This window comes from Ruegeria sp. CDSB113 (assembly GCF_059611045.1).
Genome location: NZ_JBXWOU010000002.1, coordinates 448,100 through 474,622, shown reverse-complemented (window position 1 = coordinate 474,622; position 26,523 = coordinate 448,100). Strand labels below are relative to the sequence as shown.

Annotated in this window: 24 protein-coding genes and 1 tRNA gene; 11 read left to right on the top strand and 14 right to left on the bottom strand. The window is 58.1% G+C overall.

Translation table 11 applies throughout. The annotated features are described in order from the left end of the window. Window positions 1-35 precede the first annotated feature (35 nt). Window positions 36-887, top strand: coding sequence for a LysR substrate-binding domain-containing protein (locus tag AC2FIS_RS06765; protein ID WP_496723880.1), 852 nt, complete (start codon window positions 36-38; stop codon window positions 885-887). On the opposite strand, the gene AC2FIS_RS06760 is transcribed toward AC2FIS_RS06765, so the two are convergent. Continuing rightward, entirely contained in the window at window positions 878-1,780 is a 903-nt protein-coding gene (locus tag AC2FIS_RS06760; RefSeq protein ID WP_496723878.1) for a LysR family transcriptional regulator, read from the bottom strand. The genes AC2FIS_RS06765 and AC2FIS_RS06760 overlap by 10 nt on opposite strands. Window positions 1,781-1,856: 76 nt before the next feature. Between AC2FIS_RS06760 and AC2FIS_RS06755 the strand changes: the two genes are divergently transcribed. The 5 genes from AC2FIS_RS06755 (at window position 1,857) to AC2FIS_RS06735 (ending at window position 9,034) form a co-directional block, all read left to right on the top strand. Continuing rightward, window positions 1,857-5,069, top strand: coding sequence for a reductive dehalogenase (locus tag AC2FIS_RS06755; protein WP_496772486.1), 3,213 nt, complete (start codon window positions 1,857-1,859; stop codon window positions 5,067-5,069). Between the two features lie 129 nt (window positions 5,070-5,198). Continuing rightward, on the top strand, window positions 5,199-6,065 hold the full coding sequence (locus tag AC2FIS_RS06750) for an FAD binding domain-containing protein (protein ID WP_496772485.1): 867 nt from the start codon (window positions 5,199-5,201) through the stop codon (window positions 6,063-6,065). Next, window positions 6,062-6,541, top strand: a complete 480-nt coding sequence (locus AC2FIS_RS06745; RefSeq protein ID WP_282153800.1) for a (2Fe-2S)-binding protein — start codon at window positions 6,062-6,064, stop codon at window positions 6,539-6,541. Before AC2FIS_RS06750 ends, AC2FIS_RS06745 begins: the two co-directional genes overlap by 4 nt. Then, window positions 6,541-8,796 (top strand): xanthine dehydrogenase family protein molybdopterin-binding subunit, encoded by a 2,256-nt coding sequence (locus tag AC2FIS_RS06740; protein ID WP_496772484.1) that lies wholly within the window; start codon window positions 6,541-6,543, stop codon window positions 8,794-8,796. The genes AC2FIS_RS06745 and AC2FIS_RS06740 overlap by 1 nt, the downstream gene beginning before the upstream one ends. Then, window positions 8,789-9,034, top strand: a complete 246-nt coding sequence (locus AC2FIS_RS06735; RefSeq protein WP_496772483.1) for a MoaD/ThiS family protein — start codon at window positions 8,789-8,791, stop codon at window positions 9,032-9,034. Before AC2FIS_RS06740 ends, AC2FIS_RS06735 begins: the two co-directional genes overlap by 8 nt. On the opposite strand, the gene AC2FIS_RS06730 is transcribed toward AC2FIS_RS06735, so the two are convergent. Beyond that, window positions 9,031-9,738 carry a lysophospholipid acyltransferase family protein gene (locus AC2FIS_RS06730; RefSeq protein WP_496772482.1) on the bottom strand — a complete coding sequence of 236 codons (708 nt, stop codon included), beginning with the start codon at window positions 9,736-9,738 and terminating at the stop codon, window positions 9,031-9,033. The two genes, AC2FIS_RS06735 and AC2FIS_RS06730, sit on opposite strands and share 4 nt — an antisense overlap. 143 nt (window positions 9,739-9,881) lie before the next feature. Here AC2FIS_RS06730 and AC2FIS_RS06725 point away from each other — a divergent pair. The 3 genes from AC2FIS_RS06725 (at window position 9,882) to lptF (ending at window position 11,735) form a co-directional block, all read left to right on the top strand. Continuing rightward, window positions 9,882-9,957, top strand: a tRNA-Trp gene (locus AC2FIS_RS06725). Between the two features lie 288 nt (window positions 9,958-10,245). After that, on the top strand, window positions 10,246-10,413 hold the full coding sequence (locus AC2FIS_RS06720; RefSeq protein WP_496772481.1) for a hypothetical protein: 168 nt from the start codon (window positions 10,246-10,248) through the stop codon (window positions 10,411-10,413). 182 nt (window positions 10,414-10,595) lie between these two features. Beyond that, window positions 10,596-11,735 carry an LPS export ABC transporter permease LptF gene (gene lptF / locus AC2FIS_RS06715; RefSeq protein WP_496772480.1) on the top strand — a complete coding sequence of 380 codons (1,140 nt, stop codon included), beginning with the start codon at window positions 10,596-10,598 and terminating at the stop codon, window positions 11,733-11,735. Here lptF and AC2FIS_RS06710 read toward each other — a convergent pair. After that, complete coding sequence (locus AC2FIS_RS06710; protein WP_496772479.1) at window positions 11,732-12,562, bottom strand: LysR family transcriptional regulator; 831 nt, start codon at window positions 12,560-12,562, stop codon at window positions 11,732-11,734. The two genes, lptF and AC2FIS_RS06710, sit on opposite strands and share 4 nt — an antisense overlap. Window positions 12,563-12,662: 100 nt before the next feature. Between AC2FIS_RS06710 and AC2FIS_RS06705 the strand changes: the two genes are divergently transcribed. Beyond that, window positions 12,663-13,253 carry an HD domain-containing protein gene (locus AC2FIS_RS06705; protein WP_496772478.1) on the top strand — a complete coding sequence of 197 codons (591 nt, stop codon included), beginning with the start codon at window positions 12,663-12,665 and terminating at the stop codon, window positions 13,251-13,253. Here the strand turns inward: AC2FIS_RS06705 and speB are convergent. The 10 genes from speB to AC2FIS_RS06655 form a co-directional block, all read right to left on the bottom strand. Next, window positions 13,250-14,092: an agmatinase gene (gene speB / locus AC2FIS_RS06700; RefSeq protein ID WP_496772477.1), complete on the bottom strand. Its 843-nt coding sequence runs from the start codon at window positions 14,090-14,092 to the stop codon at window positions 13,250-13,252. The genes AC2FIS_RS06705 and speB overlap by 4 nt on opposite strands. Continuing rightward, entirely contained in the window at window positions 14,089-15,258 is a 1,170-nt protein-coding gene (nspC, locus tag AC2FIS_RS06695) for a carboxynorspermidine decarboxylase (protein WP_496772476.1), read from the bottom strand. Before nspC ends, speB begins: the two co-directional genes overlap by 4 nt. Window positions 15,259-15,333: 75 nt before the next feature. Then, a complete protein-coding gene (locus AC2FIS_RS06690; RefSeq protein ID WP_496772475.1) occupies window positions 15,334-16,557 on the bottom strand; it encodes a saccharopine dehydrogenase family protein in 1,224 nt (407 codons plus the stop codon). Window positions 16,558-16,579: 22 nt separating this feature from the next. Continuing rightward, entirely contained in the window at window positions 16,580-18,469 is a 1,890-nt protein-coding gene (speA, locus tag AC2FIS_RS06685) for a biosynthetic arginine decarboxylase (RefSeq protein WP_496772474.1), read from the bottom strand. A 101-nt stretch (window positions 18,470-18,570) separates the two neighbouring features. Continuing rightward, window positions 18,571-19,656, bottom strand: coding sequence for a DUF1513 domain-containing protein (locus AC2FIS_RS06680; protein ID WP_496772473.1), 1,086 nt, complete (start codon window positions 19,654-19,656; stop codon window positions 18,571-18,573). Window positions 19,657-19,659: 3 nt separating this feature from the next. Then, window positions 19,660-20,670: an imelysin family protein gene (locus AC2FIS_RS06675; RefSeq protein WP_496772472.1), complete on the bottom strand. Its 1,011-nt coding sequence runs from the start codon at window positions 20,668-20,670 to the stop codon at window positions 19,660-19,662. Window positions 20,671-20,673: 3 nt separating this feature from the next. Further along, complete coding sequence (locus tag AC2FIS_RS06670) at window positions 20,674-22,221, bottom strand: di-heme oxidoreductase family protein (RefSeq protein ID WP_496772534.1); 1,548 nt, start codon at window positions 22,219-22,221, stop codon at window positions 20,674-20,676. Further along, a complete protein-coding gene (gene bfr, locus AC2FIS_RS06665; RefSeq protein WP_496772471.1) occupies window positions 22,181-22,666 on the bottom strand; it encodes a bacterioferritin in 486 nt (161 codons plus the stop codon). Before bfr ends, AC2FIS_RS06670 begins: the two co-directional genes overlap by 41 nt. Further along, window positions 22,614-22,907 (bottom strand): (2Fe-2S)-binding protein, encoded by a 294-nt coding sequence (locus AC2FIS_RS06660; RefSeq protein ID WP_282153814.1) that lies wholly within the window; start codon window positions 22,905-22,907, stop codon window positions 22,614-22,616. The genes bfr and AC2FIS_RS06660 overlap by 53 nt, the downstream gene beginning before the upstream one ends. A 141-nt stretch (window positions 22,908-23,048) precedes the next feature. After that, a complete protein-coding gene (locus AC2FIS_RS06655) occupies window positions 23,049-24,317 on the bottom strand; it encodes an imelysin family protein (RefSeq protein ID WP_496772470.1) in 1,269 nt (422 codons plus the stop codon). 233 nt (window positions 24,318-24,550) lie between these two features. On the opposite strand from AC2FIS_RS06655, the gene AC2FIS_RS06650 reads away from it, so the two are divergent. Continuing rightward, window positions 24,551-25,078, top strand: coding sequence for a ZrgA family zinc uptake protein (locus AC2FIS_RS06650; RefSeq protein ID WP_496772468.1), 528 nt, complete (start codon window positions 24,551-24,553; stop codon window positions 25,076-25,078). 107 nt (window positions 25,079-25,185) lie between these two features. Here the strand turns inward: AC2FIS_RS06650 and glyA are convergent, their stop codons facing one another. Continuing rightward, the gene (gene glyA / locus AC2FIS_RS06645) at window positions 25,186-26,493 is read right to left on the bottom strand and encodes a serine hydroxymethyltransferase (protein WP_496772467.1); all 1,308 of its coding nucleotides are present in this window, start codon (window positions 26,491-26,493) and stop codon (window positions 25,186-25,188) included. Window positions 26,494-26,523 lie beyond the last annotated feature (30 nt).

Genomic DNA, 26,523 nt, shown 5'->3' with positions numbered 1-26,523 from the left:
GGCCTTATGGTGTAGAAAAACTACAGGATGCTACGATGGCGGCTCTTCCCCCTCTGAACGCTTTGCGGGCCTTCGAAGCTTCGGCGCGGCATCTGAACTTTCGCTTGGCTGCCGAGGACCTGGGCGTCACCCAAGGTGCTGTCGCGCAACAGGTGCGCGGGCTTGAGGCACGATTGGCTGTGACGCTCTTTGACCGCTTGCCACGTGGCCTTGCGCTGACCGAGGCCGGGCGCAGGTTCCATGCGCCCTTGCGCCGGGCCTTCCGACTGATCGAAGAGGCCGTCGAGGATCTTTCTGGGGACAGACAAATTACTATCTCAGTCACGCCCAGCTTTGCCTCGAAATGGCTGGTTCCCCGTCTTCAGGACTTTACGCGGCACCACCCTGATATTGCCGTGCAGGTCGACGCGCGGGAACGGCTGGCGGATTTCCAGGGGGACGGTGTCGACATTGCTGTTCGGCAAGGGCGCGCGCCTTTTGGGCCGGGGGTGGTCGCAGTGCCTCTGTTTTCTACAACATTCGTTCCGGTTTGCGGTCCTGAGATGGCGGCCAGGATTGCGCATCCTGCTGACCTGACAAAGCACACTCTGTTAAATGACACCCATGGGCTGTGGCCTTTGTTTCTGCAGCGGGCAGGGATCACCGGCAAGCCGAAGATGATGAGTTTCAGCCAGACCAGCCTTGCCATCGACGCAGCCGTGTCGGGGCAGGGTGTTGCGCTCGCTAACGAACCGCTTGTTTCTGCCCAGTTGGCCGCCGGTCAGTTGGTGCGCCCGATCCCGGACGAGCTGGTCGAGGACTTGGGCTTTTACATCGTGACACCCAAACAGCCACGTCAACCCGCGCTGGTCGCAGTGATGAAAGACTGGTTGCTGTCTCAATCCTGAAGCGTCGCTGCGATGGCTTCGATCCTATCTCGCAACCAGCGATGTGCCGGGTCGTTGGAAGATCTTTGGTGCCAGACCATGTAGATCGAGACAGGGTCGCACGCGAAGGGCAGAGGCGCACAATCCAACGCATGTAGTGGCCCGTGTTTCATCAACGCGGTATCGGTGGAAATCAGGTCGCCGCCTTTCACAAATGAGGTAATGGCATTGAAATGCGGCAGGGTAACCGTAGGTGGCCTGATCTGGTTTTGATCGACACCCCGCATAACAGCACGCGAGCTGCGGCCATCCGCAAAGCGCACTTCGACATGTTCGGTTTCACAATAGGTTTCCCAACTGTCCGGAGGAGATCGTCGCGTGCCATCATAGTAGATCATCAACGGGCTGCTGAGGATGCGCTTTTGAAAGATGTCCGGTCCATCCGGCGGCAAAGGCGTCAGCATCAATTGACACCGATCGCTGCGCAGCAGCTCGGGGACTGGAACACCTGAGGGGATAAACCCCAACCCCAGCCGCACGCCTTCGACCCGAACCTTTTGCAGCAATTGCGGGAAAATCAACTCCCTCGGCATGTCATTTGTGGCGATGTGAAAGATCATCTCTTCGGATTGGGGGTCGAATGGGCGGTCCTCGGTCAGCGCGTGCATATTGTCCAGAACTTGCTGCACAGGGTCTTTCAGGGACAAGGCGCGCTCAGTAGGGGTCAGACCCTGCCCTGATCTGATGAATAACGGATCGCCCAGAACCAACCGAAGTTTGGACAGGGTGTGGCTGATGGCCGATTGTGTCACGCCAAGCCGATCTGCGGCCTTGGACACTGAATTTTCTTCGAGAATGGTCAGAAAGACCCTCAGGACTTTGCCGTCCAGATCCATGAAATCAATTTTGCTCATACCGCTTATGATTATTCATGAATGGATTTACTGTCCACGCCACATTAGGTGAGACTTAGAAATCAGGAGGCGCACGATGGGGATCCGCTTTTTCTCGGACAAGAACCGGCCGGTCCACATGGGGCCTTATCCGTTAGAGCGGTTGGCACGTCAGAGCGTTGTACCGGACCTGTCTGCCGCGCAGCCGATGCCCGTGCTCAGTTTTCACCGGCCGGATCAGCCTGAAAGCATCGTCAACGCCATGGGTGAGTTTCAGGCGATGATGGACGCTATTCGTGATGGATTCGTGAATGCAGTGCCCTCTGAAATCCCGGCTGATCCGAGCGCGCGTACGCATCACCTAAAGGCCTTTGGCTATTTCAATGACGCGTCGATGATGGGGTGTGGGCCTTTGCCTGCCGAGGCGATGCTGCCCCAGCCGCGTCATAACCCCGACATAGATCGTCTGGCCCATGCGCTGAAGACCCGGCAGACCAAGACGCTGGCGTCGGGTATTGATGTCATCATGGCTGACCTGAAAGAAAGCATGGAGGCCGCGCCCAAGCCGATGGACACCCACCGCCACGCCATCGTCTTTGTCTATGAACACAACCGTGATCCGAACCCGGATGAGCCCGGCTCTGATTGGATTATGGACGCGCAGGATCACCGTTCTTGTTTGCTGGCGACCGAAAACGCGGTGGTGATTGCCAATTATATCCGGTTGTTGGGGTTCGATGCGCGGGCGCATACCGCGATGTCCTCTGAGGTTGATCTGGGCAAGCTGGCGGTGGCGGCTGGTTTGGCCTCAGTCGAGGATGGTGATGTCGTTGTGCCGTGGCTAGGCAAACGGTTTGGTCTGGCAGCTGTTACGACCGAGATGGAGATTGCGCATGATCAACCCCTGCAATCCATGGCGCAGCAACCGTGGTTTCGCACTCAGGGTCCGGCGTGGTGGTTGGGAACAGGGTTCGCCAAGAACGCGCTGAACCGGGATGCATACGCCAAACGACGCTACGTGGACGGGGCGCATCCGTTCGAGAAACTTAAGCGCGTCGAGGACCCGACGACCTACATCGACGAAGAAAACGTGGCCCGCGTTCCCAAACGCGCCGACATGTTTGCCCGCGCACAATTCGGGGATATGGGCAAACCGCTGCAAGATGCAGCCAGGGGGGGGCACTATGTGCGCAAGGCCGCCCCCAGTTTCGCGCAACGCCGTTCACTGGGCGCATTTGTGCTTTTGCAGGATGGCGACAGCGCGGATGGCTTGCGCCCGACCGATCCCTCCCGAAATGCCGCGAATATCAAGGCCGCGACCTATTTCATTGGAGGCGATGCCGTGGGCCTCAGCCGTTGTCCGGAATGGGCGTGGTACTCTCACGACGCGACCGGAGAAGAGATCAACCCGACCCACGATCAGGCCATCAGCATGATCATCGACCAGGGCTATGAAACGATGGAGGGGTCCAGCGGCGATGACTGGATCGCAGTTGCCCAGTCGATGCGCGCTTATCTGCGGTTTTCGCTACTGGGCGGTGTAATCGCGCAGCAGATCCGCAACCTCGGTTACAAAGCCAAGGCGCATACGGTCATGGATGGCGAGGTGCTTCAGCCGCCGCTTTTGCTGCTGTCCGGATTGGGCGAGGTCAGCCGGATTGGCGAGGTCATCCTGAACCCCTACCTTGGTCCAAGGCTCAAGTCCGGCGCGGTGACAACCGATATGCCGATGGAGCACGACAAACCGATTGATTTTGGCCTGCAGACTTTCTGCGAAAGCTGCAACAAATGCGCGCGCGAATGCCCTTCGGGGGCAATCACCGCGGGGCCGAAACTCATGTTCAACGGTTATGAGATCTGGAAATCCGACAGCCAGAAATGCGCGACCTATCGTGTGACCACACCCGGCGGTGCGATGTGTGGGCGTTGCATGAAGACGTGCCCGTGGAACCTTGAGGGTATCTTCAAGGACCGCCCGTTCCGTTGGGCCGCGATGAACATCCCGAAAGCCGCGCCGGCATTGGCGAAACTGGACGATGCCGTGGGTAATGGCGGTTTGAACGACACCAAGAAATGGTGGTGGGATATCGAATTGCAGGCGGATGGAGCTTACCGCCCGACGAAACATCCGCTGAACCGGCGTGACCTTCAAGCGGATCTGGACCTGCAGTTCGAAGATCAGACCTTAGCCGTCTATCCTGCCTATCTGGCCCCCCATCCGTGGCCATATCCCTTTGCGATGGACCGCGAGGCCGGGATTGCAGCCTATCAGGCGATGGTGTCAGCCGAAGAATACAAAAATCGCAAGGCAGCAGGGGATACGTCGATCGTGCATCGTTACTCGATCGCGGGCGATGCGCCGGTGATGCGGGTTGCGTTGACCAAAGTCGACAAGATGACGGCGGATGTGACCAAGTATGAATTCTCGGCCCTGAATGGTGCGCCTTTACCGGATTGGACCGCCGGGGCGCATCTGGATGTGCTGGTCGCTCCTGAGTTTCTGCGTCAGTATTCTATGTCGGGGGACCCATCGGACGGGTCAGTCTATCAGATCGGCGTTCTGCGCGAGGATGAAGGACGCGGCGGTTCGGCCCTGTTGCATCGAATCTTCAGCGAGGGGCGCAAGGTCTTCATCTCTAAACCGATCAACCATTTCGAACTGGATGAAACCGCAACAAAGACCTTCCTGATGGGTGGTGGGATCGGCATCACCCCGATGATTGCATTTGCTCATCGGTTGCATGCGCTCGGCAAGCCGTTCGCGCTGCACTATTCCGCCAGCACCCGCGCTGGGGCCGGGTACTTGGACGATCTGGCGGCGATGCCCTGGGCCGACCACGTGCATTTTCATTTCTCGGATGAAGGAACGCGCGCCGATCTGGATGCAGTCCTGTCGGGTTATCAACAAGGGCGGCACGTCTATACCTGCGGACCGGATCGCTACATGGACGGGGTGATTCAGGCGGCTGAGCGACAGGGTTTCCCCGAAGAGGCGCGGCATCTGGAGTATTTCTCGGTGCCCGAACAGCCGGAATATGAAAATCACTCCTTCACGTTGAAGCTGGCGAAGTCGGGCAGGGAACTGACCGTCCCCGAAGACAAAGATGCCGCTCAGGTATTGAACGAGGCGGGTATTCATGTGGATGTGAAATGCGCCGACGGTATATGTGGCGTCTGCAAATGCGGTGTGGTTTCCGGCGATATTGAGCATCGTGATTTCGTTCTGTCCAACAAACAGCGCGAGGGCGCGATCATTTTGTGTCAAAGCCGCGCGGCTGAACCTGACGGTGTGATTGAACTCGACCTCTGATCTGAGGTCTGAAAACGACTTCGATAAACACAAAAATTGGTCGTTCCAGCCATGGACGCCGTGGGGTTGCTGCACTAACGTCCCCCGCGAACCCCAGTGAATCCTGATCAACAGGTGCGAGGTATTTTCATGGATTATCACAGCCCCGCCAACTTTGCCGAGGCGTCGGCTCTGGCCGCGAATGCGACGGGCATTACCCGGTTTCTGGCAGGAGGCACCGATGTTCTGGTGCAGCTGCGCTCGGAACTTGTGACCCCCGACACGCTGATCGACATCAAAAAGATCGACGGCGTCAGCGACATCATCAGCAATGCCGATGGCAGCTGGACGATTGGCGTCGCGGCCACCGGTGCCGAGATGAGCGAACATTCCGAATTGGGCCGCGATTGGCCCGGCGTAGTTGAGGCGATGGACCTGATCGGATCAACCCAAGTGCAGGGGCGCGCAACGCTGACCGGGAACTTGTGCAATGGCTCTCCTGCGGCCGATTCTGTGCCTGCTATGGTCGCCGCCGGAGTGACCGTTACCGTGACAGGCCCAAGTGGTGATCGCGAAGTTGCTGTCGAAGAAATTCCGACCGGCCCCGGCAAAACGTCGCTGTCCAAGGGTGAGCTGGTCTCGGCCGTGCACATTCCCGCACGGGGTGAAGATGGCGGCGACGCATATTTGCGGTTCATACCACGGACCGAAATGGACATTGCCGTCGTTGGCGTAGGTGTAAACCTACGTTTGGACGGCGACACTGTCACCGAAGCCCGCGTGTCGCTGGGCGCAGTGGCCCCGACCGTTCTGTTGGTCGAAGACTGTGCCAAGGCCATCATCGGCAGTACACTGGACGAGGCCGCGCTTGATGCGCTGGCTGCCGCCGCATCTGCTGCGTGCAACCCGATTGACGACAAGCGCGGCACCATCGCGTTCCGCACCGAGGTCGCTGGCGTTCTGGTCAAGCGCGCCGCGAAAATCGCCTATGCCCGTGCGAAGGGAGAACAAGCATGAGCAAGTTCCACGTATCCACCACTGTAAACGGCGACGCGGTTGAATACCTCTGCGACCCGCGCGAAACCCTATTGGACTGTTTGCGCGACAAGCTGAACCTGACCGGAGCGAAAGAAGGCTGTGGTACAGGTGACTGCGGCGCGTGTTCCGTCTCGGTCGACGGGCGTCTGGTCTGTTCCTGCCTGATGCTGGGCGTTGAGGCCGAAGGTAAGCAGATCGAAACGGTTGAGGGCATCGCAGACGGCGACGTTCTGCACCCGCTGCAGCAGAAGTTCATCGAACACGCCGCGCTTCAGTGCGGCATCTGCACACCGGGTATTCTGGTCGCGGCCAAGTCGCTGCTGGAAAAGAACCCCAACCCGACCGAAGAGGAAGCCCGGTATTGGCTGGCAGGTAACCTGTGCCGCTGCACCGGTTATGACAAGATCATTCGTGCCGTCATGGAAACGGCAGAAGAACTGCGGGAGGCTTCGTAATGGCACTCGACGATCGCAAATCTGAATTTACTTTTGTTGGCACGCGCCCGAACCGCCCTGACGGGTTGGACAAAGTTACGGGCCGCGCAAAGTTCGGGGCGGATATTTCGGCACCGGGCATGCTGCATGGCGCGATCCTGCGCTCGCCCCATGCCCATGCGCGGATCGTGAAAATCGACACCTCGAAGGCCGAGGCGCACAAGGACGTCAAAGCCGTCGTGACCCGTGCGGACTTTGCCGACGTCCCGTTCAAACCGGGCCTGGAAGGCGAATTCTGGAATGTTCTGGAAAACGTCATGGCAGGCGAAAAGGCTCTGTATGACGGCCACGCTGTAGCGGCCATTGCGGCCACATCCGCTTTGGCAGCGCGCGATGCGCTCAAGCTGATCGAGGTCGAATACGAGGTGTTGCCCCACGTCACCGATGTGGACAAGGCGATGGCCTCGGATGCTCCGGTCATTCGTGAAGGTGCCGCGGATTATTCGGTGCCCGAGGGCATGCACCCCAATGTCGTGCGGTACCACGAAAGCGGTCATGGCGATGTCGAGGCCGGCTTTGCCGAAGCTGATCTGATCATCGAAGACAGCTTTGTCACTGAAGCGACCCATCAGGGTTACATCGAACCGCATGCCTGCCTGGGTATGCTGGGCAATGATGGCAAGGGCGAGCTGTGGTGCACGACCCAGGGTCACTGGATCGCGCAGAAAACCTGCGCGGCGCTGTTGGGGATTGAGACCGCACAGCTGCGCGTAACAGCGTCCGAAATTGGCGGCGGCTTTGGTGGCAAGACGACTGTGTTCATTGAACCCGTCGCGCTGGCGCTAAGCCGTAAGGCCAACCGCCCGGTCAAACTCGTGATGACCCGGTCCGAAGTGTTCCGGGCAACTGGTCCCACTTCGTCGGCGTCGATGGACATCAAGATCGGCATGAAGAAGGACGGTACCATCTCAGCCGCGCAGGGCGTGTTCCGCCTGCAAGGCGGCGCGTTTCCGGGTGCGCCGGGCGATATGACCGCCATGTGTGCCTTTGCGCCTTACAATCTGACCAACGTCAAACAGGTTGGCTATGACGTTATGGCCAACCGACCGAAACAGGCAGCCTACCGTGCGCCCGGTGCCCCAATGGGGGCATTTGCCGTTGAGTCGGTGATTGATGAACTGTGCAAAAAGCTGGACCTTGATCCCGTCGATGTACGCCTGAAAAATGCGGCGCATGAGGGCACCAAGGCCAGCTATGGTCCCCGGTATGAGCGCATCGGTCTGGTTGAGACGCTGGAAGCCGCAAAGGCGCATCCGCACTATTCAGCGCCGCTGAAACCGGGGCAGGGACGCGGGATTTCCTGTGGGTTCTGGTTCAACCATGGCGGCGAGACCTCGGTTTCGTTGTCCCTGTCCGAGGACGGCTCGGCCCAGTTGATGGTTGGTACGCCCGATATCGGCGGCTCGCGGGCGTCTATGGCGCTGATGGCGGCTGAGGTTCTGGGTATTCCCTACGAGAACATCCGGGTGACCATCGCCGATACAGCGACGCTTGGGTACAACGACGTCAGCCACGGCTCTCGCGTGACCTACGCCTCTGGCCTGGCCACCATCAAAGCAGCCAAACACGCGGTCGAAAAACTGTGCGAACGTGCGGCGACCAGCTGGGGAATTCCGACGGACGCAGTCAAATGGGAAGACGGCTGTGCGGTGCCCTCTGGCCCCAACGCCGGTGACTTCGATCCACGCCCGCTGGCCGATATCACGGCCCATATGGGTTCGACCGGCGGTCCGATCTCGGGCCATTTTGAAGCGACCCCGGAAGGCGCAGGCGTGTCGTTTGGCACTCACATCGTTGATGCCGAGGTTGATCCGGAAACCGGCAAGACTGCGATCACCCGCTACACGGTCATTCAGGATGCCGGGAAGGCGATTCACCCGACATATGTGGAAGGCCAGTATCAGGGCGGTGCCGCGCAAGGCATCGGCTGGGCGTTGAACGAGGAGTACATCTATGGCGAGGATGGTCGCCTGCAGAACTCGATTTTCCTTGATTACCGTATTCCCGTCGCCAGCGACCTGCCGATGATCGACACGGTGATCGTCGAAGTGCCAAACCCCGGCCACCCATTCGGTGTGCGTGGCGTCGGCGAGACCGGCATCGTGCCGCCCTTGGCTGCCATTGCCAATGCCGTGTCGCACGCGGCGGGCGTACGTATGCGGCAACTGCCAATGTCACCGCCGCGTATTCTGGCCGCGCTCAAGGACAATGGTTGAGGTCCACCTCTGGTCCGGCCTCCGGTCTTTAACCGGGGGCCGGCAGGTGGTCGAGGTTGAGGCCAAGACCACCGGCGACCTATTGCGGGAACTGGTGAAGCTACACCCGCAGCTTCAGGCGCCGATTGATGCGGGCGTATCCATCGCCATCGACGGGCGCGTCATCGCCAGCGGATTAACTGAGCCGGTCCCTGAGGGCAGCGAGATTTACCTGATGCAACGTTTGCGGGGCGGTTAGGCCTCTGGCGACCACGGTTCACGTCCGACCATACGGTCGGCCTCGGCGGTGATGTCGTTCATGTGCTGTTCAAGGCTTTGCCGCAGCTCTTCGATTTGCTCTTCTGATGCTTTGCGTGGCACGGTTTCAGTCCACTCGCGGCACAGAAATACGCCCTTGTTCCGCCAGGGGCGGGGCATCAACAGGCGATCCCATGTACCCGCTTCGCTGCCATATTGTGCGGAATAGGTGATTCCGAAGATCCGTTTTCCCGAAGTGCGCGCCCAGACCAGTGGCACCGTGGACAGCACACGCTCGGGGCCGCGCGGTCCGTCGGCGGCGATGCCGATGGAAACCCCTTTCTTAATCTTGCCGAACACCTCTCGCGACACGGCGACGTTGCTCTTGTGTTTGCTGGCCATGGCGATGGTATCCATGCCGAATAGTTTCTGCACCCGACCTACCATGCTGCCTGCTCGTGCAGACGAAGTGATCGAGCATATGCGCCCTTTGTCCAGCGGGAAGAAATACGGCGACTGCGCCAGCCGCTGATGCCACAGCACCACGATCACCGGCTCACCTTGTTCGGCCAATTGGTCCAGTTCTTCGTATCCGATGCGCTGCCACTTGGTGTTGCGATTTACTATCCGGATATAACTCGCGATGCGGCGCGCGGCCCAGTTCAAAACGGCTTCGCTGTCGGCGATCTTTTTGCGGATACTCACGGATTGGGTCCCTCGTACTGACCAAACCGTGTCTTATAGAACTAAACGCTGCACGCAACTTGTTTGTCGGGTGCATTAGTCGCGCGGAATTTGAAAAAGCCTCTTGAGTCCGCTGCGCGGCTGGCATATTTGATGCGCACCTTAGGGGTATAGCTCAGTTGGTAGAGCGACGGTCTCCAAAACCGTAGGTCGCGGGTTCGAACCCTGCTGCCCCTGCCATTCCTCCAATGAAAACCTAGAATCGGTGGAAGCCTTGTGAATTGCTCTCGTTCGTCGGGGCGAACGACTGCAGGCCGCTTCATGGAAAATTATCGGATCGCTATGGTCAGACGAGCGAGGATTTTCGAGAGGTTGGATGTTTATGAATGCTTTTCAGAGCCCAGGGGCCGAGCCCGCCGTGAGGTTAACCCGGTAAGAACCCAGTGTTTTTACTTGATTTATTCGGTTTGTGTCAAAATACTGGCGAAAGTTTGTCGACTTAGCGATGTCAAGTTTGAGGTAGTAGTGATGGCGTATGGTGAAGGTTCGGAACTGACGGAAGACCAAAAGAAGTGGGCCGAATGGACGATGCATCCTAAGAAGCGCAAGTTCAAACTAACCGACTATGCGTCTGTCGTAGTCATTGCCGCGTCTGTCGTTGTCGTGACGGGTGTCCATCACTACGTGATCTTCTAAGTAATTCAGAAATAAAGAATTTTAACCTTTACCTGCCTTGTTTTTGGGGAGTGAAGTTCGCAGTCTTACTTTGTCCAGACATCGTTCTTCCCGCGCCCTGCTGTCAAAGGGTCAATCCCGGTTTCCTACGCCAGTAGAATGGCATATGGTCCTGCCCACAACAGACAGGCGGAAGAGGGTTCATGTCGCGCTTTGATGGTTACTTCCTGCGGCAACTGCTGATTCTGTTCGGCTTTTTCACCTTGGTTCTGGTGGGTGTATTCTGGATTACCCGTTCCGTCAGCCTGTTTGATCGGGTGATCAGCGGCGGCCAACCCGCGATGGTGTTTCTGGAATTCACCGCACTGACCCTGCCGACCCTGATCCGCACTGTGATGCCAATGGCGGTGTTTGCTGCAGCCGTCTATGCCACCAACCGCCTGAGCCGTGAAAGCGAGATGACAGTGATGCTGGCCACCGGGACCAGTCCCTGGAGATTGGCGCGCGCAGTGTTCGTATTTGGCATCGTAACCGGCTTAATGATGGCCGCGATCAGCGTCTTCCTGCGCCCCGCGTCCGTTGAGCAATTGGAACAGCGCCAAGCCGAGGTCGCAGGGGATGTCACCGCCCAGCTTTTGAATGAAGGTGAATTTTTGCATCCCGCGCAAGGCGTTACGGTTTATATTGGGAAAATTGATCTGGATGGCACTTTGTCCGAGGTTTTTGTTTCGGACCGTCGGAATGAAGAGGACCCGGTAAGCTATTCCAGCAAGACGGCTTATCTGGTCAACAATGGTTCCGGCATTCATCTGGTGATGGTGGACGGGATCGCATTGCGCCTGAATCCAGAAGGCAGGACGCTGTCTTCGACGCTTTTTGCGGATGCCTCGTATGACATCTCGGAACTGACAAATTCAGACACCAACGCTATGCGCAGTCTTGAGGCGATCCCAACGCTCGAGCTTTTGCAGGGCCGGGATAGTATTCTGGCGACCGAGCAGTTCTCGGAAGGGGAACTGATCGAAGAACTGCATCAGCGTTTTTCATGGATCGCCATTTGTATCGCGGTGGCGATGGCTGGTTTTTCAACGTTGATGCTGGGCAGTTTTTCGCGCTTTGGCCTGTGGCCGCAGATATTCGGAGCTTTCACGATTTTGGTCCTGTTGGAGGGGGTCAGGGGTTTTGTGTCGCCGGTCGTGATTGATGATCCAAACCTGTGGATTTTGCTTTATCTTCCGGCGATTGTCGGCGTCTTGATTTCATGCGTGTTCCTGTTGATCGCCGGGCGGCCATTGCTGCGCACCCGATCACGGGAGGCGAATGGAACCTTGTCTCAAGCTTAATTTGCCGCACGCAGCTCGGTCAGACAGGCCATCACGTCGTCGAAGGCCTCGCTGTCCCGTCGGGTCACCAGATAAAGCGGCAACATCAGGTCCATCGCTTCGGCAACCGGCACCAAGGTGCCTTCGTTCAATTGATCCCGAATAACATATTCGGGGAAATACCCCGTGCCGCCGCGCTGCAAAACATAGCGCAGGCCCATCATGCAATTGCCCAAAAAAAGTGTCTGACCTGCCGCTTTGCGCGCTGCTGACCGCACGTGATCCTGATAGATTTCGCCCAACTCGAGATTGACGAAAACCGGGTCTTTGCCGGCGCCAGGGGTTTCGACCAACAACAAACGTTCCGGCGCCAGTTCGTGATACAGCACACGCCGATCAGATGGTTTTTCGTGGGTCAGTGCCGCATCCAATACATGCGTCGCCACGGCCTCGACCATGTTGAGGTCATGATCGTAGTTCAGGGTCAGTAATAGCTGGCCATGGCGTTGTTCATAGCGAACGGCCAGATCGACCAGCAATGGATCCCAAACGCTGAGCTGTGCGCCAAGGCGAAGGGCGATCCGGTGCGGTGTCTGCCCCGGCAGATCGCGCGAGGCGAAGGACCACAAGGACAACATCTGCTCGGCATAGGGCCGAAACTGCCGTCCGAATTCTGTCAGGTTGGTGCCGCCTGCGCCCCGAGTGAACAGGGGCTTTCCGGTTTCCTCTTCGATCAATTTGATACGGGCGCTGACCGCTGTCTGAGTAATGTTGAGGTGTCGTGCAGCGGCATGGAAGCCACCGGTGTCCGCAACGCACAAAAATGTCTCAAGAGCTTTGATTTGCATATTGAAAGTATTTTTTGATCGAAGTGATAAAATCAATTCATTTTTTTCAGCTTTTGCCTTCGGATATGCTGGCCGTAGGAGATCAGCCAGAGGAAACATCATGCTGGACAAAAGCCACAAACCCACCTGGACCAGTTTTGAAGAGGCGACCAAAGCCGATTGGGACGCTGTCATGGAGTATGAAGAGGCGTTCAACGCCGCCCTTCCAGACCGAATCTTGGACGCGATCCGTTCCCTGGACGAGGCGTGGACACCATACCCGGTCAATCGTTACCAGCACAGCCTTCAGGCCGCGACGCGTGCCTATGAGGATGGTGCAGATGAAGAACTGGTAGTCGCTGCACTGATCCATGACACCGGAGATATTTTGTCACCGTATAACCATGGTGAGCTGTCGGCTGCGATGATGAAACCTTATGTCAGCGAGAAAACCCACTGGATATTAAAACACCACTGCGTGTTCCAAGGCTATTACTACAATCATCACCTGGGTGGTGATCGTAACGCCCGCGACAAGTACCGCGACAACCCCTATTGGGAGGACTGCCGTTACTTCTGCCATGAATACGATCAGAAGGCGTTTGATCCCGAGTATCCGACCAAACCGCTTGAGTTCTTTGAACCGATGCTGCGCCGCGTCCTGAACAAGGGCGAAGGCCATATGGAGCTGAACGAAACGTCCGAGAGTTAACAGGCGGCCATCAGACGATAAACGATCTGCGCGGCGGTGAAGTCCCAGGCGGCATTGCCGTTCGGGGCCAGCTCTACCACGTCGAAGCCCACGCATTTGCGGCCTTTCAGCGCGTGCTCGACCAGTCGAAGCGCTTGATAATACCCCAATCCGCCGGGAACCGGGGTGCCGGTTGCCGGCATTTGTGAGGGGTCAAGACCGTCAACGTCAAAACTGACGTAGACCAGCTCGGGGAAATCCTCGGGAAGGTCGACAGCGTGGATATTCCCGGTGACCAGTTCTTCAGCATCCACGTGGAAGATGTGGTTTTTCAGGCGGCTTTGCGCTTCTTCGGTCGAAAAGGCGCGCACGCCGAACTGGGCCAGCCGGACACCTTCCTCGGCCAGCAAATGCATGACCGAAGCGTGGGAGTGTTTTTCCCCCTGATAGGCGTTGCGCAGGTCAGCATGGGCGTCGATCTGAACGATGCCAATGGGTTGACCCAACGCGCGGGTCACGCCCATCACTGCGCCATAGCTGAGGGAATGCTCACCACCCAAAGTCACTGGAACCCTGCCAGCGCGAACAGCGGCTTCGGTGCGCTGGGCAAGGCGCTCCATGATCTCGGACAGGGCTGCGTCGCAATCCACCGGCTCTTCGGTAAAAATCCCCTCGACGCAAGGCTCAGCATGGCCGGTGATGCGTTCCAGCTCGTTGCTGGCCTCGATGATGGCATCAGGCCCTTTGGCCGTGCCCGAGCCGTAAGAGACCGTGCGCTCCAGCGGCACCGGGATCACGCGAAAACGGGCATCTTCAGTGCGCTCAAATGCGGTCAGTTCACTGTCGAGGAAAATGCTCATGAGAGTCTGTCCTTAAAGTCGTCATAGCCGAACTGCTTGATGATCTTCAGCTCGTCCGTTTCACTGTTCCACAGCGCGATGGTAGGCAGCGGTACGCCATTGAATGTGTTGGTCTTGACCATCGAATAGTGGGCCTGATCCAGGAAGGCAAAGCGTTGGCCGATTTCCAGTGGCTGATCCCATGTGTAATCGCCGATCACGTCACCGGCCAGACAGGAGGGGCCGCCCAGACGGTAGGTGTGGCCTGCTTCGGCCTCATCCATCAGGGCGGGACGATAGGGGGCTTCGATCACGTCAGGCATGTGGCAGGTTGCCGAGATATCGGTGATTGCAAGGTTCATGCCATTGGTTGGCAGGTCGAGGATTTCGCCGACCAAGATACCTGCGTCCAGCGCGACCGCCTCACCGGGTTCGAGATAGACTTCGATGCCGTATGTCTCGCGGATGTCCCTGATGAACGCCACCAGCCCATCGCGGTTATAGTCGTCGCGCGTGATATGATGGCCGCCTCCAAAGTTCAGCCATTTGAGTTGGCCGAGGAAGGGCTTGAGTCTTGGTAGGACGGCTTCCCAAGTGCGTTGCAATGGCGCGAACCCTTGTTCGCAGAGCGTGTGCATGTGCAGGCCATCAACCCCGGTCAGTTCGTCGGTCGTCAACTGACTGATTGGGGTGCCAAGGCGAGAGCAGGGCGCACAGGGGTCATATTTTGGGATCTCGCCTTCGGAATGCTCCGGGTTGATGCGCAGACCGACCTGAACGCCAGCGTTCCGAGCTTTGGCAAGAAACCGGTCTTTTTGCGCTGGTGAGTTGAATATGACGTGATCTGACAGCGACAGAATTTCAACGATGTCCGCGTCCTTGTACCCGGCGCAGAAGGTCGCGACCTCGCCACCATATTCTTCGCGACCTAACCGTGCTTCGAAAATGCCGGACGCGCATGTGCCGCCAAGATGTTGGCGGACAAGCGGGGCGAGCGAGAACATCGAGAATGCCTTGAGAGCGCTCAGCACATGTGCGCCGGATCGGGTTCCAATATCGGCGAGAATGGTCAGGTTCCGCTCGACGGCCTTTTCATCAACCACGAAGCAGGGGCTTGGCACGCGGCTCAGGTCAAAGCTGCGAAAGGCTCCGGCGTCTCCGGCCTGTGTGGTCATCATGTCGGACATGTCCGGCGCCTCCGAATTGTGGAGAGGCCGGGGGCTCTACCCCCGGACCCCCGGAGTATTTTGGAAAAGATGAAATTAGAACTCGACCGGACCGTCGAGTTCGTGGACCTGCCATGGCAAGCCGTGTTCGTTCAGCATGTCCATGAAGTTGTCCGGATCCAGCTGTTCCATGTTCCACACGCCGGGCTCGGACCAGTTGCCTTTCAGCACCTGCGCCGCACCGATCATGGCGGGGACGCCGGTAGTGTAGCTGACAGCTTGGCTGCCGACTTCTGCATAGCATTCTTCGTGATCGCAGATGTTGTAGATGTAATAGGTCTTCTCGCCCGAGCCGTCCTTGGCCTGACCCGTAGCAATGTCGCCGATGCAGGCTTTGCCTTTGGTTTCGGCACCCAGATCGCCGGGATCGGGCAGCAGAGTTTTCAGGAACTGGATTGGAATGATTTCCTTGCCGTTATGCATCACCGGGTCGATGCGGGTCATGCCGACATTCTCCAACACCTTGGCGTGGGTGATGTAGGCGTCGCCGAAGGTCATCCAGAAGCGGGCGCGCTCAATCTCGGGGAAGTGGGTTGTAAGCGACTCCAATTCCTCGTGATACATCTGGTACATGTTTTTCTGGCCGATGGCGGGGAAATCGTATTCGACTTTTGTGGTCATCGCCGGGCTGGTATGCCATGCGCCGTTTTCCCAGTGGCGCACTTCGGCCAGCACTTCGCGCAGGTTGATTTCAGGGTTGAAGTTGGTGGCGAATTCCTGATCGTTCGAACCGCCATTGGCATCCAGAACGTCGATCTGGCGAATGGTGTCCAGCTTGTGTTTCTTCAGCCATTTGGCGAACACGCTGGTTACACCCGGATCGAAGCCCGAGCCGAGGATGGCGGTCAGGCCAGCCTCTTTGAACCGGTCCTGATAGGCCCATTGCCAGTGGTATTCGAACTTGGCCACGTCTTCGGGTTCATAGTTCGCAGTGTCGAGATAATGAATGCCCGCCTCAAGACACGCATCCATCAGCACCAGATCCTGATAGGGCAGGGCGAGGTTCACCAGCAGTTCGGCCCCGGTTTCCTTGATCAGCTTGACGGTATCTTCGACCTTATAGGCGTCCAGCTCCGCCGTGGCGATGTCAACGCCCACGCGATCTTTCACTGCCTTCGCGATGGCGTCGCATTTTGATTTCGTGCGGCTGGCCAAAGTGATTTCGGTGAAGATATCCGAATTCATTGCCATCTTGTGCACGGCCGCGTGCGATACGCCGCCTGCGCCGACAACCAGTGTTTTGCCACTCAAAGTTCCCATGGGGGTCATCTCCTCTCTGGGGTTATTCGTAATAGGTGTAGCCGTTGATGGAGTCTCGATAGGCGCTCATCAGGGTTTTGCGGTCCTTGGCTTGTAGAGTACCGGTCGAGATCGCCTCGTCCACCATTTTGCGGAACGCGGCGACACAATCGTTGGGGTCGAACTCGACATAAGACAGAACCTGGCTGATCGTGTCGCCCTCTTGCTCGTGCAGCAGGTCAAAGCCGCCGTCCGCGCGCAGGTCGATGGTGACGACATTGGTGTCGCCGAACAGGTTGTGCAAATCGCCCAGTGTTTCCTGATAGGCCCCGACAAAGAAAACACCCATGAGGTATTCCTGGTCTTCAGGCAGGGAATGCACAGGCAAGCTGGGCGAGACACCGTCGGCCAGGATGAACCGATCAATCTTGCCATCGCTGTCGCAGGTGATGTCGGACAGTACCGCGCGACGATCAGGCGTTTGGTTCAGGCCCTGCAGGGGCACGATCGGGTGTAGCTGGTCGATTGCCCAGACATCAGGCAGCGACTGGAACAGTGAGAAGTTGCAGTGATAGATATCGGCCACTTTCTCAAGCTGATCATCCACATCCGTATCCAGATCATCGCTGGCGGCCAGCGCCTTGAGACGGGCCATCAGCGACAGATAGATCCGTTCGGCTCGGGCCATCTGGCGCAGGTCCACATAGCCGCGGCGGAACAGCGCGCGCAGTTCGTTGCGGTAGAAATTCGCGTCGTTCCAGCATTCCTGCAGACGGTCGCTGCTGAGATAGCCGTTGATTGCCGCCAGATCTGAGACCAGATGGTGATCATCAGCCTCTACCTCAGGGCCGTTGGGCGCATCGTAAAGCGTGCTTTCCAGCACGTTGAACACCAGCATCGACGATGTCGCCACCACGGCGCGGCCGCTTTCAGTGACCAGCGTAGGGTGGTTCACTTCTGCCTCATCCATCGCATAGGCGACGGTTTCCACGACATTGGCGCAATATTCCTCGACCGTGTAGTTGATTGAGTTCTCGGCAGCCTTCTTCTCACCCGTATAGTCCACGCCCATACCGCCGCCGAGGTCCAGATGGGTAAGCGGCACGCCTTCGCGTGTCAGTTCAGTGTAATACCGGCAAGCCTCGCCCACCGCGCGGCGTACATCGTTGACGTCCTGCACCTGGCTGCCCAGATGCGAATGCTGCAGCTTCAGACAATGCAGCAGGCCCGCCGCTTTCAGTTTGTCCACCGTGGCGACCAGCTGATCGGTATTCATGCCAAAGGCCGACCGATCACCCGAGCTTTCTTCCCACTTGCCGCTGATTTGGTTGGTCAGTTTGACCCGCACGCCGATCAGGGGTTCGATGCCCAGTTCGTTATAGACCTGGATGACTGTGTCAGCCTCTTTTGGGCTTTCCAGAACAATGACCGTGTTGAACCCGATCTTGCGGCTGAGGATGGCCAACTGAATGAACTCGGCATCTTTGACGCCGTTGCAGACAATCAGCGCCTCGCTGGCCAGACGGTGCGCCAAGGCCACTACCAGTTCAGGCTTTGACCCGGCCTCAAGCCCATAGTTGTAATTCTTGCCGAACTCGACAATCCGGTCGACTACCTGCGCTTGTTGGTTCACCTTGATCGGGAAGACACCGCGATAGCTGCCCTTGTAGCCGGTGCGTGCAATCGCATCGCGAAAGCTCTCGTTAATGTGGACAATCTCGTGTTCCAGATAAGAACTGACGCGCAGGATCATCGGGGCCTTGATGCCGCGTTCGTCCAGATCGCTTAGAATGCCGGGAAGGCTGATCGCCTTGGCCTCGGGTGCCATCGGGTTGCGCAGACCGATTTCACCCTGCTCTGTCACCTCGATGAGGCCTTTGCCCCATTTCTCAACTCCGTAGATGGAATGTGGTGCGTCGGGCGTCTGTTTCAATCAAATCCATCCTTGTAAGTCAGGGTGCCAGTTTCGCGCCCGCCAATACGGCAGCTATATGATTCTTCCAAGTGTAATCTATAGAACGGGATTTGCCGAATTTATGCAGTAGCGCGAATTGGGATCAGGTGGTTATCCCATTGGCAATCCAATCGGGCGGATATTTGGGTCTTGTCTGTAGACAAATTCCCGATGACACCGGTTCCGGTTGTGAACACAAATCCGTTTGGTGCGGTGCTCAGGCCGCAGACGTCCTCGTATGGGAAAATGCCATCAAGCTGCCCGTTTGCGACGCGAAAACGATGCAGGGCATTGCCGCGCGGGCAGGTGATGGCGACCGCTTCTCCGTCACCGGAAAAGGCGATACTGCCCGCATACCCACGTAGCGTGTTTTGGTCGGCGTCGGGGGCACTAAGCAGTCGAGGGTTTTCACCACGGCGATGCAGGCCCAGCAGGGGTGGGTGTTGCGATGTATCGCCCTGCCATTGCATTGCGAACCCGACCAGACTGTCGGATCGCATGGCCAGGTGGCGGATCGAGTTCTTGTGCAAGGCTTGTGGCAGCTCTACCTGCTCCAGAACTCTCCCGTTTTGGTCCAGGTAGGACAGGCGTGGTTGCATCACCGGCAGGTTCAGCTTGGTTCTTCCGGTTTCAGGGTGGGTCTCGATCCCGCCATTTGCGACAACCAATGTCCGGCCATCCGGCATGAGGCGCATGTCATGTGGTCCGACACCGCCCGAGGCGAACTCGCCTAGCCGGGCGTAGCTGTCGGTGTCCCAGACGCCGATTACACCTTGACCGGTCTCATAGTTGTTTTCGGTGGTGAACAGCCGTGTACCATCGGTTGAGAACACGCCGTGGCCATAGAAATGGCGGTCTTTGGGGGCCTCCAACAAAGCGGTCTGGGTGCCCGTCGCGCAGTCGATGATGATTGCAAATGTTCCCGGGCGGCGTGCAAAGGCCACCGCCTGCGCATGGTGAGGATGGGCTGCCGCTGCGTGCCCGCGTGCGGGCAACGGAAGGGCAAACAGGATGTCGCCACCCGCGTCCATCCCGGCCAGCCGATAAGTCCCATCCGGGAACAGCGCCGCGGCCAGGTAATCCGGCGCACCGACAGCAGACCATCCACGCATGGGGGCAAGGCTGGAGGCGGCCAGACCGGCTAGGAAGCGTCGACGGTTGGTCATGGTTCAGTCCCCGTCCAGCGAGTTGAAACCGGCATTGATGCCCAACGTCGGGCCAAGCTCGGTCGAGGCAATGGCGCGGATATCGTTGATGGATTGCTGTAACGCCTCAAGGCGGAACCGTCCCTGCGGGGTTGCCACAGCGACAAATGCCGGATCGTCCAATGACTGCGCACGGTCGATGGCTGCAGCGAATGCGCCGTCCAGATCTGCCGCGATGTCCGGATGATCTGCCGACAGGCGCGCAGCAAGGTCACGCAAGGCGGTCAGAGACAGCTGCACATGGCGCAGTGAACGCTCCGAACGCCGCGCCTCGGCGCGTTTTGGGCGGGGGCGGTCGAACGTGCCCATCGGGCGGCCAAGGCGGGTTTCGGCCGTGAACTCCAGACCGGTAATTAGGGCCTTGTAAAGCTCTTGCATGGATTCGTCTTCCGACCGGTATGGGCTGTTTTTGCCCGGATTTGCCAATGCCAGCGCGTAGCCTGCCCAATCCGCGTCAATTGCCATCGCGTTGCGGTTGATATCGGCAGTGATGGCCTGCATCAGCGCGCAGCGATACTCGGCGCTGCCTTGGTCGGTAAACCGTGGATCGTAGAGCATCAGTTCCAGCGCAAAAAACCCGCGTCCGGCCACGGACGTTTCCGCGAACGTGTCGAGGGACCGGATGGCTGTGTCTTCGGCAGCGATCAGGCCGGACAGGGCTTTGGGTGTGAAGCCCTTGGTGTCAGGCCAAAACGTCAATGCAAACGCGCGGTCTTCTGCCTCAGATGGGCCAAAGCGCAGATGACTGACTGAAATCCAGTCGTCAAACGCCGCGTGGTATGCAGTGCGCAGCTTGGCTGAGGTCGGGTTGCAATCCGCCTGGGCCGCATCCGCCAATGCGTCCGTGGCCTCTGTCAGTCTGGCATAGCTGGGCAGGATGTGCGCCTCGATGGCGTCGGACAGGATCGGGTCGCGCTCTTGCGCATAGGCGCCCAGCGGCAATGTCAGGGAAAGGGCAAGTACGATGGCACGCATGGGTCAAAGGCTTTCTAGAAAACGGATAAGGGCATCGCGTTCGGGTTTTGGCATCTCGACGACAGAGTCACGCGCTACCTGCGCCTCACCGCCGTGCCACAGGATCGCTTCCAGAAGCGACTGCGCGCGCCCGTCATGCAGGAACTGCGTATGTCCTGACACCTGCTGGGTCATGCCAATCCCCCAAAGCGGTGGCGTACGCCATTCCCGCCCCGTTGCACGCGCCTCGGGCCGGTTGTCGGCCAGCCCTTCGCCCATGTCATGCAGCAGCAGGTCCGTGTAAGGCCAAATCAGCTGAAAACTATGCTCGGGGCGATCTTCCATGCGATGCGTCACGAAAGAGGGTGTGTGACACGATGCACAGCCAGTGTCGCGGAACACCTGCTTGCCGCGCAACACTTCAGGGTCGTCCATATCCCGCCGGGCCGGAACACCCAGATTTTGGCTGTAGAAGGCGACCAGATCCATGCCGACCTGATCAATTTCGAAGGTCCGGTCGTCGCCGTCACCATGCGGTGCGTTCACGCAATCGACCTGCGAAGTTGTGCAGTCACCATGCGGAGCCGGGTAGAGCGGGCTGGAGATGCCGATATCCCCGGCAAAGGCCGCTGCGGATTGCTCCATGATCGTGGGCATACCTGCTTTGTGGCCAAACCGGCCCACCATCGGCGCGCCGTATTCAATCGCCCATACGATGTTGGGGCGGCCGGAAATCCCGTCGCCATCCTCATCTTCGGGGTCCGCATTCGCCAGCAGGTCTTCAACTGGGATCGCCTCGAGCAGTCCCAGCCCAATCATCTGCGGGGCCACGCGCGGGCTGATCATGGCGTCGGGGTGCAGCGGGCCATAGCCCAAATCCGCAGCCTCGTAGGTCGGGCGGCGCAAGGTAATGGTTTCCCCATCAGCCAACGTGACGGGAACGTCCTCGTAAGTGATATCCAGCCTGTATTCCGCTGGGTGGCCGGGAAGGGCCAGATCCTGCATCTGCCCGCCGTAATTCGGCTCGGGCAGGGTGGCGATGTAGTCTTCGATCTCGGCGTACCCGTCTTCGGGTGTGCCAGGGATGGACACGCGCAAGAACATCGAAATCGCGTTGTCATCTGGCCCGTTGGGCGTATGCCCGCGCCCGTCTTTGGTGTGACAGCGCTGGCAGGATCGTGCGTTGTAGAGCGGCCCCAACCCATCCGAGGCCAGTGTGGATGACGGAGATGACACCCAGATTTTCTTGAACAGCCCGTTGCCCACTTTGAAGTACAGCTCCTGCTCAAAACTCAGGTTGCCCGAGGGCTGCGAAAACGCATCTGCGTCGGTGCGCGCGCGGACTGTTGCAGCCCCAGCGGGCAACTCTTCAAAGCGCTGCGGTGTGCTGAAATCTTCAGGTGGGGCGGTTACCCGCGCAATCCTCGCTTGTTCGTCTTCGGTTCTGGGAAGGTAGTTCAGGTGAAAATCCCGCAGCTCGGCTGACAGGGATTGGGTGGCCGCAAGGGCGGCCACCGTCACCAGCGACAGCTTATGCGCCTTCGTCCATTTTCGATGCGTTGAGTTGCGCATAATTGGCTTCGCCAATCCTTTCGTACAGGTCCAGCTGTGTTTCGAGGAAATCGATATGCCCTTCCTCATCCGCCAGCAATCCTTCAAACAGAGACATAGTGACGTAGTCGCCAGCGCTCTGACAGTATTCGCGCGCTTCCTTGTACAAGGCCCGGGCGTCGATCTCTGCCGCCAGATCGCATTCCAGCGTCTCTTTTGGTGTCTGGCCAATGCGCAAAGGATCAAGCTGTTGCAGATTCGGGTGACCACCCAGGAAAATGACTCTCTCGATCAGCTTGTCCGCGTGCCCCATTTCTTCGATGGATTCTTCGCGGCTTTTCTTGGCCATGTGGCCGAGGCCCCAATCTTCTTGCAGGCGGTAATGCAGCCAGTACTGACTGACTGCCGTCAGTTCATGCCGCAGAGATTTGTTGAGATATTCTATGACCTTGGGGTCGCCCTTCATCTGCATTCTCCTGTGTTACCTCGCTGCGAAGTGCGCGAAGCTGCATCGGGACCTCCAACTTATCGCTGGAGCGCATCGAGTCTAGGAAAAGTGGCATGCACCCGCCACAATCTGCTGATTTTCCAAGAGCATGGTAGATTTTACCGGGGGTAATGACCGTGTAAGGATCAGACGTGCGCATCCAGTCGATAGCTGCGCGGATATCGTGATCCGAGATGTTTGTGCAGTGGCATACGATCATAGCAATCAGGGCTCTGAGTTGTATTTCTTACTGTATTAGTAAGTTAATTTGGAAACGTCCAGAGGCAACAGATCAAAGGTACCTCACAAGATTTGGAGGCGGCGTGAACCTGCCGCCTCCCTGGGGTGTAGGCCCGGTGTTTTAGTGGAAAACCGCGTCTGGGTTGTCCAGACTGTCCGAACCTTCGAACGCGATTTGGTCAAGTTCCAAGACGGTCACAATGCGCTCGATCGTCTTGGTCTGATCGACCAGACCGTTTACGCCGCCCATGATCAGCACTTCGCCGCCCTCGTTGCCACGTTCCAGCATCTGGTCATAGGCAAAACCGGCTTCCGCGGTTGATTTCAGACGTCCCAGCGCCTGCATGGTGTTGGCCAGTTTCACCTTCATCTCGGCATCCAGAGATGGGTCGCTGGCGATCACCAGATCAGACAAGGATGCGCCGCTGACCGGGGTGCCGTCGATACGGGTGTAGCTTCCGAGATAGACGTTCTGAACACCCAGCCCATCGTAATAATGGCTGTTATGGGTGTTGTCCGAAAAGCAATCATGCTCTTCCTCGGGGTCATTCAGCATCAGGCCAAGACGCATGCGTTCGCCCGCCTGCTCACCGTAAGACAGTGAACCCATGCCGGTCAGAATGGCGCTGACGCCTGCGGTTTCATCGGCAGTCAGGGCTGCGCGAGCTTCGCCGCCCTCGGCCCATTGTGCCGCCATCCATTCCAGATCGCTGACCAGCAGGTCAGTCGCTGCACTCAGGTATTGTGCACGGCGGTCGCAATTGCTGTTGGTGCAGTCGTCACCCTGAACGTAATCGGAATACGGACGGTCGCCTGCGCCCGCGCCATGGCCGTTCAGATCCTGGCCCCACAGCAGAAATTCGATTGCGTGGTAGCCTGTGGCAACATTCGCTTCGATCCCGTCGGCTTCGTGCAGGGTTTCGCCCAGCAATTCCGGGGTGATTTCGCTGGCGTCGATGGTTTTGCCCGACAGCTCAAAGCTGGGGTTGGCGATGACGTTCAAAGCGGCGAACTCGTTCTCGTCAGTCGGACCGCCATAGGCTGCGTCCACATAGTCGATTAGCCCTTCGTCCAGCGGCCATGCGTTTACTTTGCCTTCCCAGTCGTCAACGATCGCGTTGCCGAAACGGTAAACTTCGGTTTGCTGGTAAGGAACACGTGCAGCAACCCAAGCGGCGCGTGCTGCGTTGAGTGTGGCGTCTGACGGATCAGCAATCAGCGCGTTTACGGCGGCCTGCAGCGACTTTGCCGCGATCAGGCTGTCGTCATATTTGGCTTCGGCGATGTTCGCGTAGGTGGTCAGAACGTCGATCTTCGCGGGGGCATCGGCAAATGTTGCAGTCGCGATCCCAAGGGTCAAGAAGCTGGTGGCGGCAAAAAATTTGGTCATGGAGGTGACACTTTCCTGTCAGAAAAAACTCACTAGCGCCGCCTCAGCGACGCGCATGCGCCAAAAGCTGAGTGAATTAGTAAGTTAAGTCAACCTGAGTCTTATTGTCGGAAATAAATGTCGCACCCTTTACCCCATAATTAGCGGGGTAGGTGGTCCGAAGCCGCGATTGCACGGGCTTTTAATCACACTAGAATGGTTCACGTGATTCTTTGGTGGGTGGTGCCTTGTTTATGAAATGTGCAGCCATTGCTTTGATACTGACGCCGGCGATTGTTTTATCGCAGGTGCAGGGCCCTGCCCATGAACATGGTACGGGATATGTGGATATCGCCTTTTCTGATCAGGCATTTACTTTGTCCCTCAACGTGCCTTCTGCAGACATCATCGATTTTGCAGGCCCGGCCGAAACCGATGACGATCGCGCGCAGGTGGCGGTTGCGGTCTCAGACTTGTCTAAACCTTTGGGCTTGTTTGTGCTGCCGGAAGAGGCTGGATGCGTTACCGCGTCAGCCAATGTCACCCTTACGGGTGAGGGATTGGGGCAGGACAATACCAACGAGTCTGCTGATCAAGATCAACATAGCGACTTTCTGGCCGACTACCTGATTCAGTGCCAGGATATTACAGCGCTGGTGAATATTCGGTTTGCGTATTTCGAGCGGTTCGAAAATGCCCAGAAGTTGATCTTGCAGGTGACCCGATCCGGTCAAACCCGAACGTATGAGATAACTCGGAACCAACCGGATCTGGCAATGTGAAATGCCAAAACGCGGGCCATAACGGACGGCCCGCGCCCATATAAGATGCACAAGGCGCAAACATGCGGTTCGATCCGCCAGCGCCATGGACGACACCCAATGTGCTGTCAGTGCACGAAATGCAGTTCTGAAAAACTCTCCCGCCACTGTGCAACTTCGGCGGCGACATCCGCGCCCGCCAATCCAGAAGTGATCAATGCCGCCAACCGATCAGTGTCCTGCGACGTCATCCCCCATCTAACCAGTTCAGGCGTCCCAAACCGAAGGCCGTTCATGTCCCCTTTTACTTCGGGTGCAGGCAGTCCAATTCCGCAAGCAAGAAACCCAGCGCGGCGCAACGTTTTGGACGCCGCTTGCCCGCCGCCGTAAGATTCTGCCAACACAGCAAACTGGTGTGATTTGGTAAACCCTTCCCGACCCGCAAAGACGGGAACGCCACGAGCGTCCAATCGTTCCGCGAGCGCTTGCGCCGTCGAGATCATTTCGGCCGCGTATTGTTGGCCGAAGTCACGCCAGTCCAGCATTGTTACGGCCAACGCTGCGGACTTGGCCGCGTCGAAGTTTGCCGTCATGCCCGGAAAGGCAATCGCATCGAGCTTTTGCGCAATCTCCGCGTCATTGGAGACGATCAAACCACCGGCGGGGCCGCCCAGACTTTTGTAAGTGCTCATCGTCATGAAATGCGCGCCCTCGGCCAGTGGATTGCTCCACGCTTTGCCTGCGATGATCCCGCATTGATGCGCGGCGTCGAACATGACCTTGGCCCCGATCTCGTCAGCGATCTGCCGGACTTCTTTTACGGGATGTTCGAATAGGTTGAGGCTGCCCCCGATAGTGATCAGCTTGGGACGTTCTTTCAGAGCCAATGCGCGCAGCTGATCCAGATTGACGGTATAACCGTCAGCATCCATCGGCGCCTCAATCGTGCGCAGACCAAAGAGACCGGCACAGCCCGCTAAGTGATGGGTCACGTGCCCACCGATCGAGGCTGGCGGCGCAATTATTGTATCGCCAGGTATGCAGGTGGCCATAAAACCATAAAGGTTGGCAATCGCGCCCGATGGCACCCGGATTTCGGCGAATTTGGCATCAAAGACCTCGGCGCAGAGCTGGGCAGTGATCACTTCGATCTCTTCAATGGCCTCCAGCCCCATCTCATATTTGTCGCCGGGATAGCCCAGCGACGGCCGCGACCCGATGCCCGACGATAACAGGGCCTCGGCCTTTGGGTTCATCACGTTGGTTGCGGGGTTTAGGTTGAAACACTCTCGCTCGTGGATCTCGCGGTTTCGGGTCGCAAGATCATCGATCCATTTGATCAGTTCATCAGACGAGGCCTGAGACGCCTTAACGGCGATTTGTTGAACCCGAGTTTCGCACTGATCCGGGACCCAGTTTCGGTGTGTGATTGTCATGTCTGTGACCTCCTGCTTGTCACCAGATTG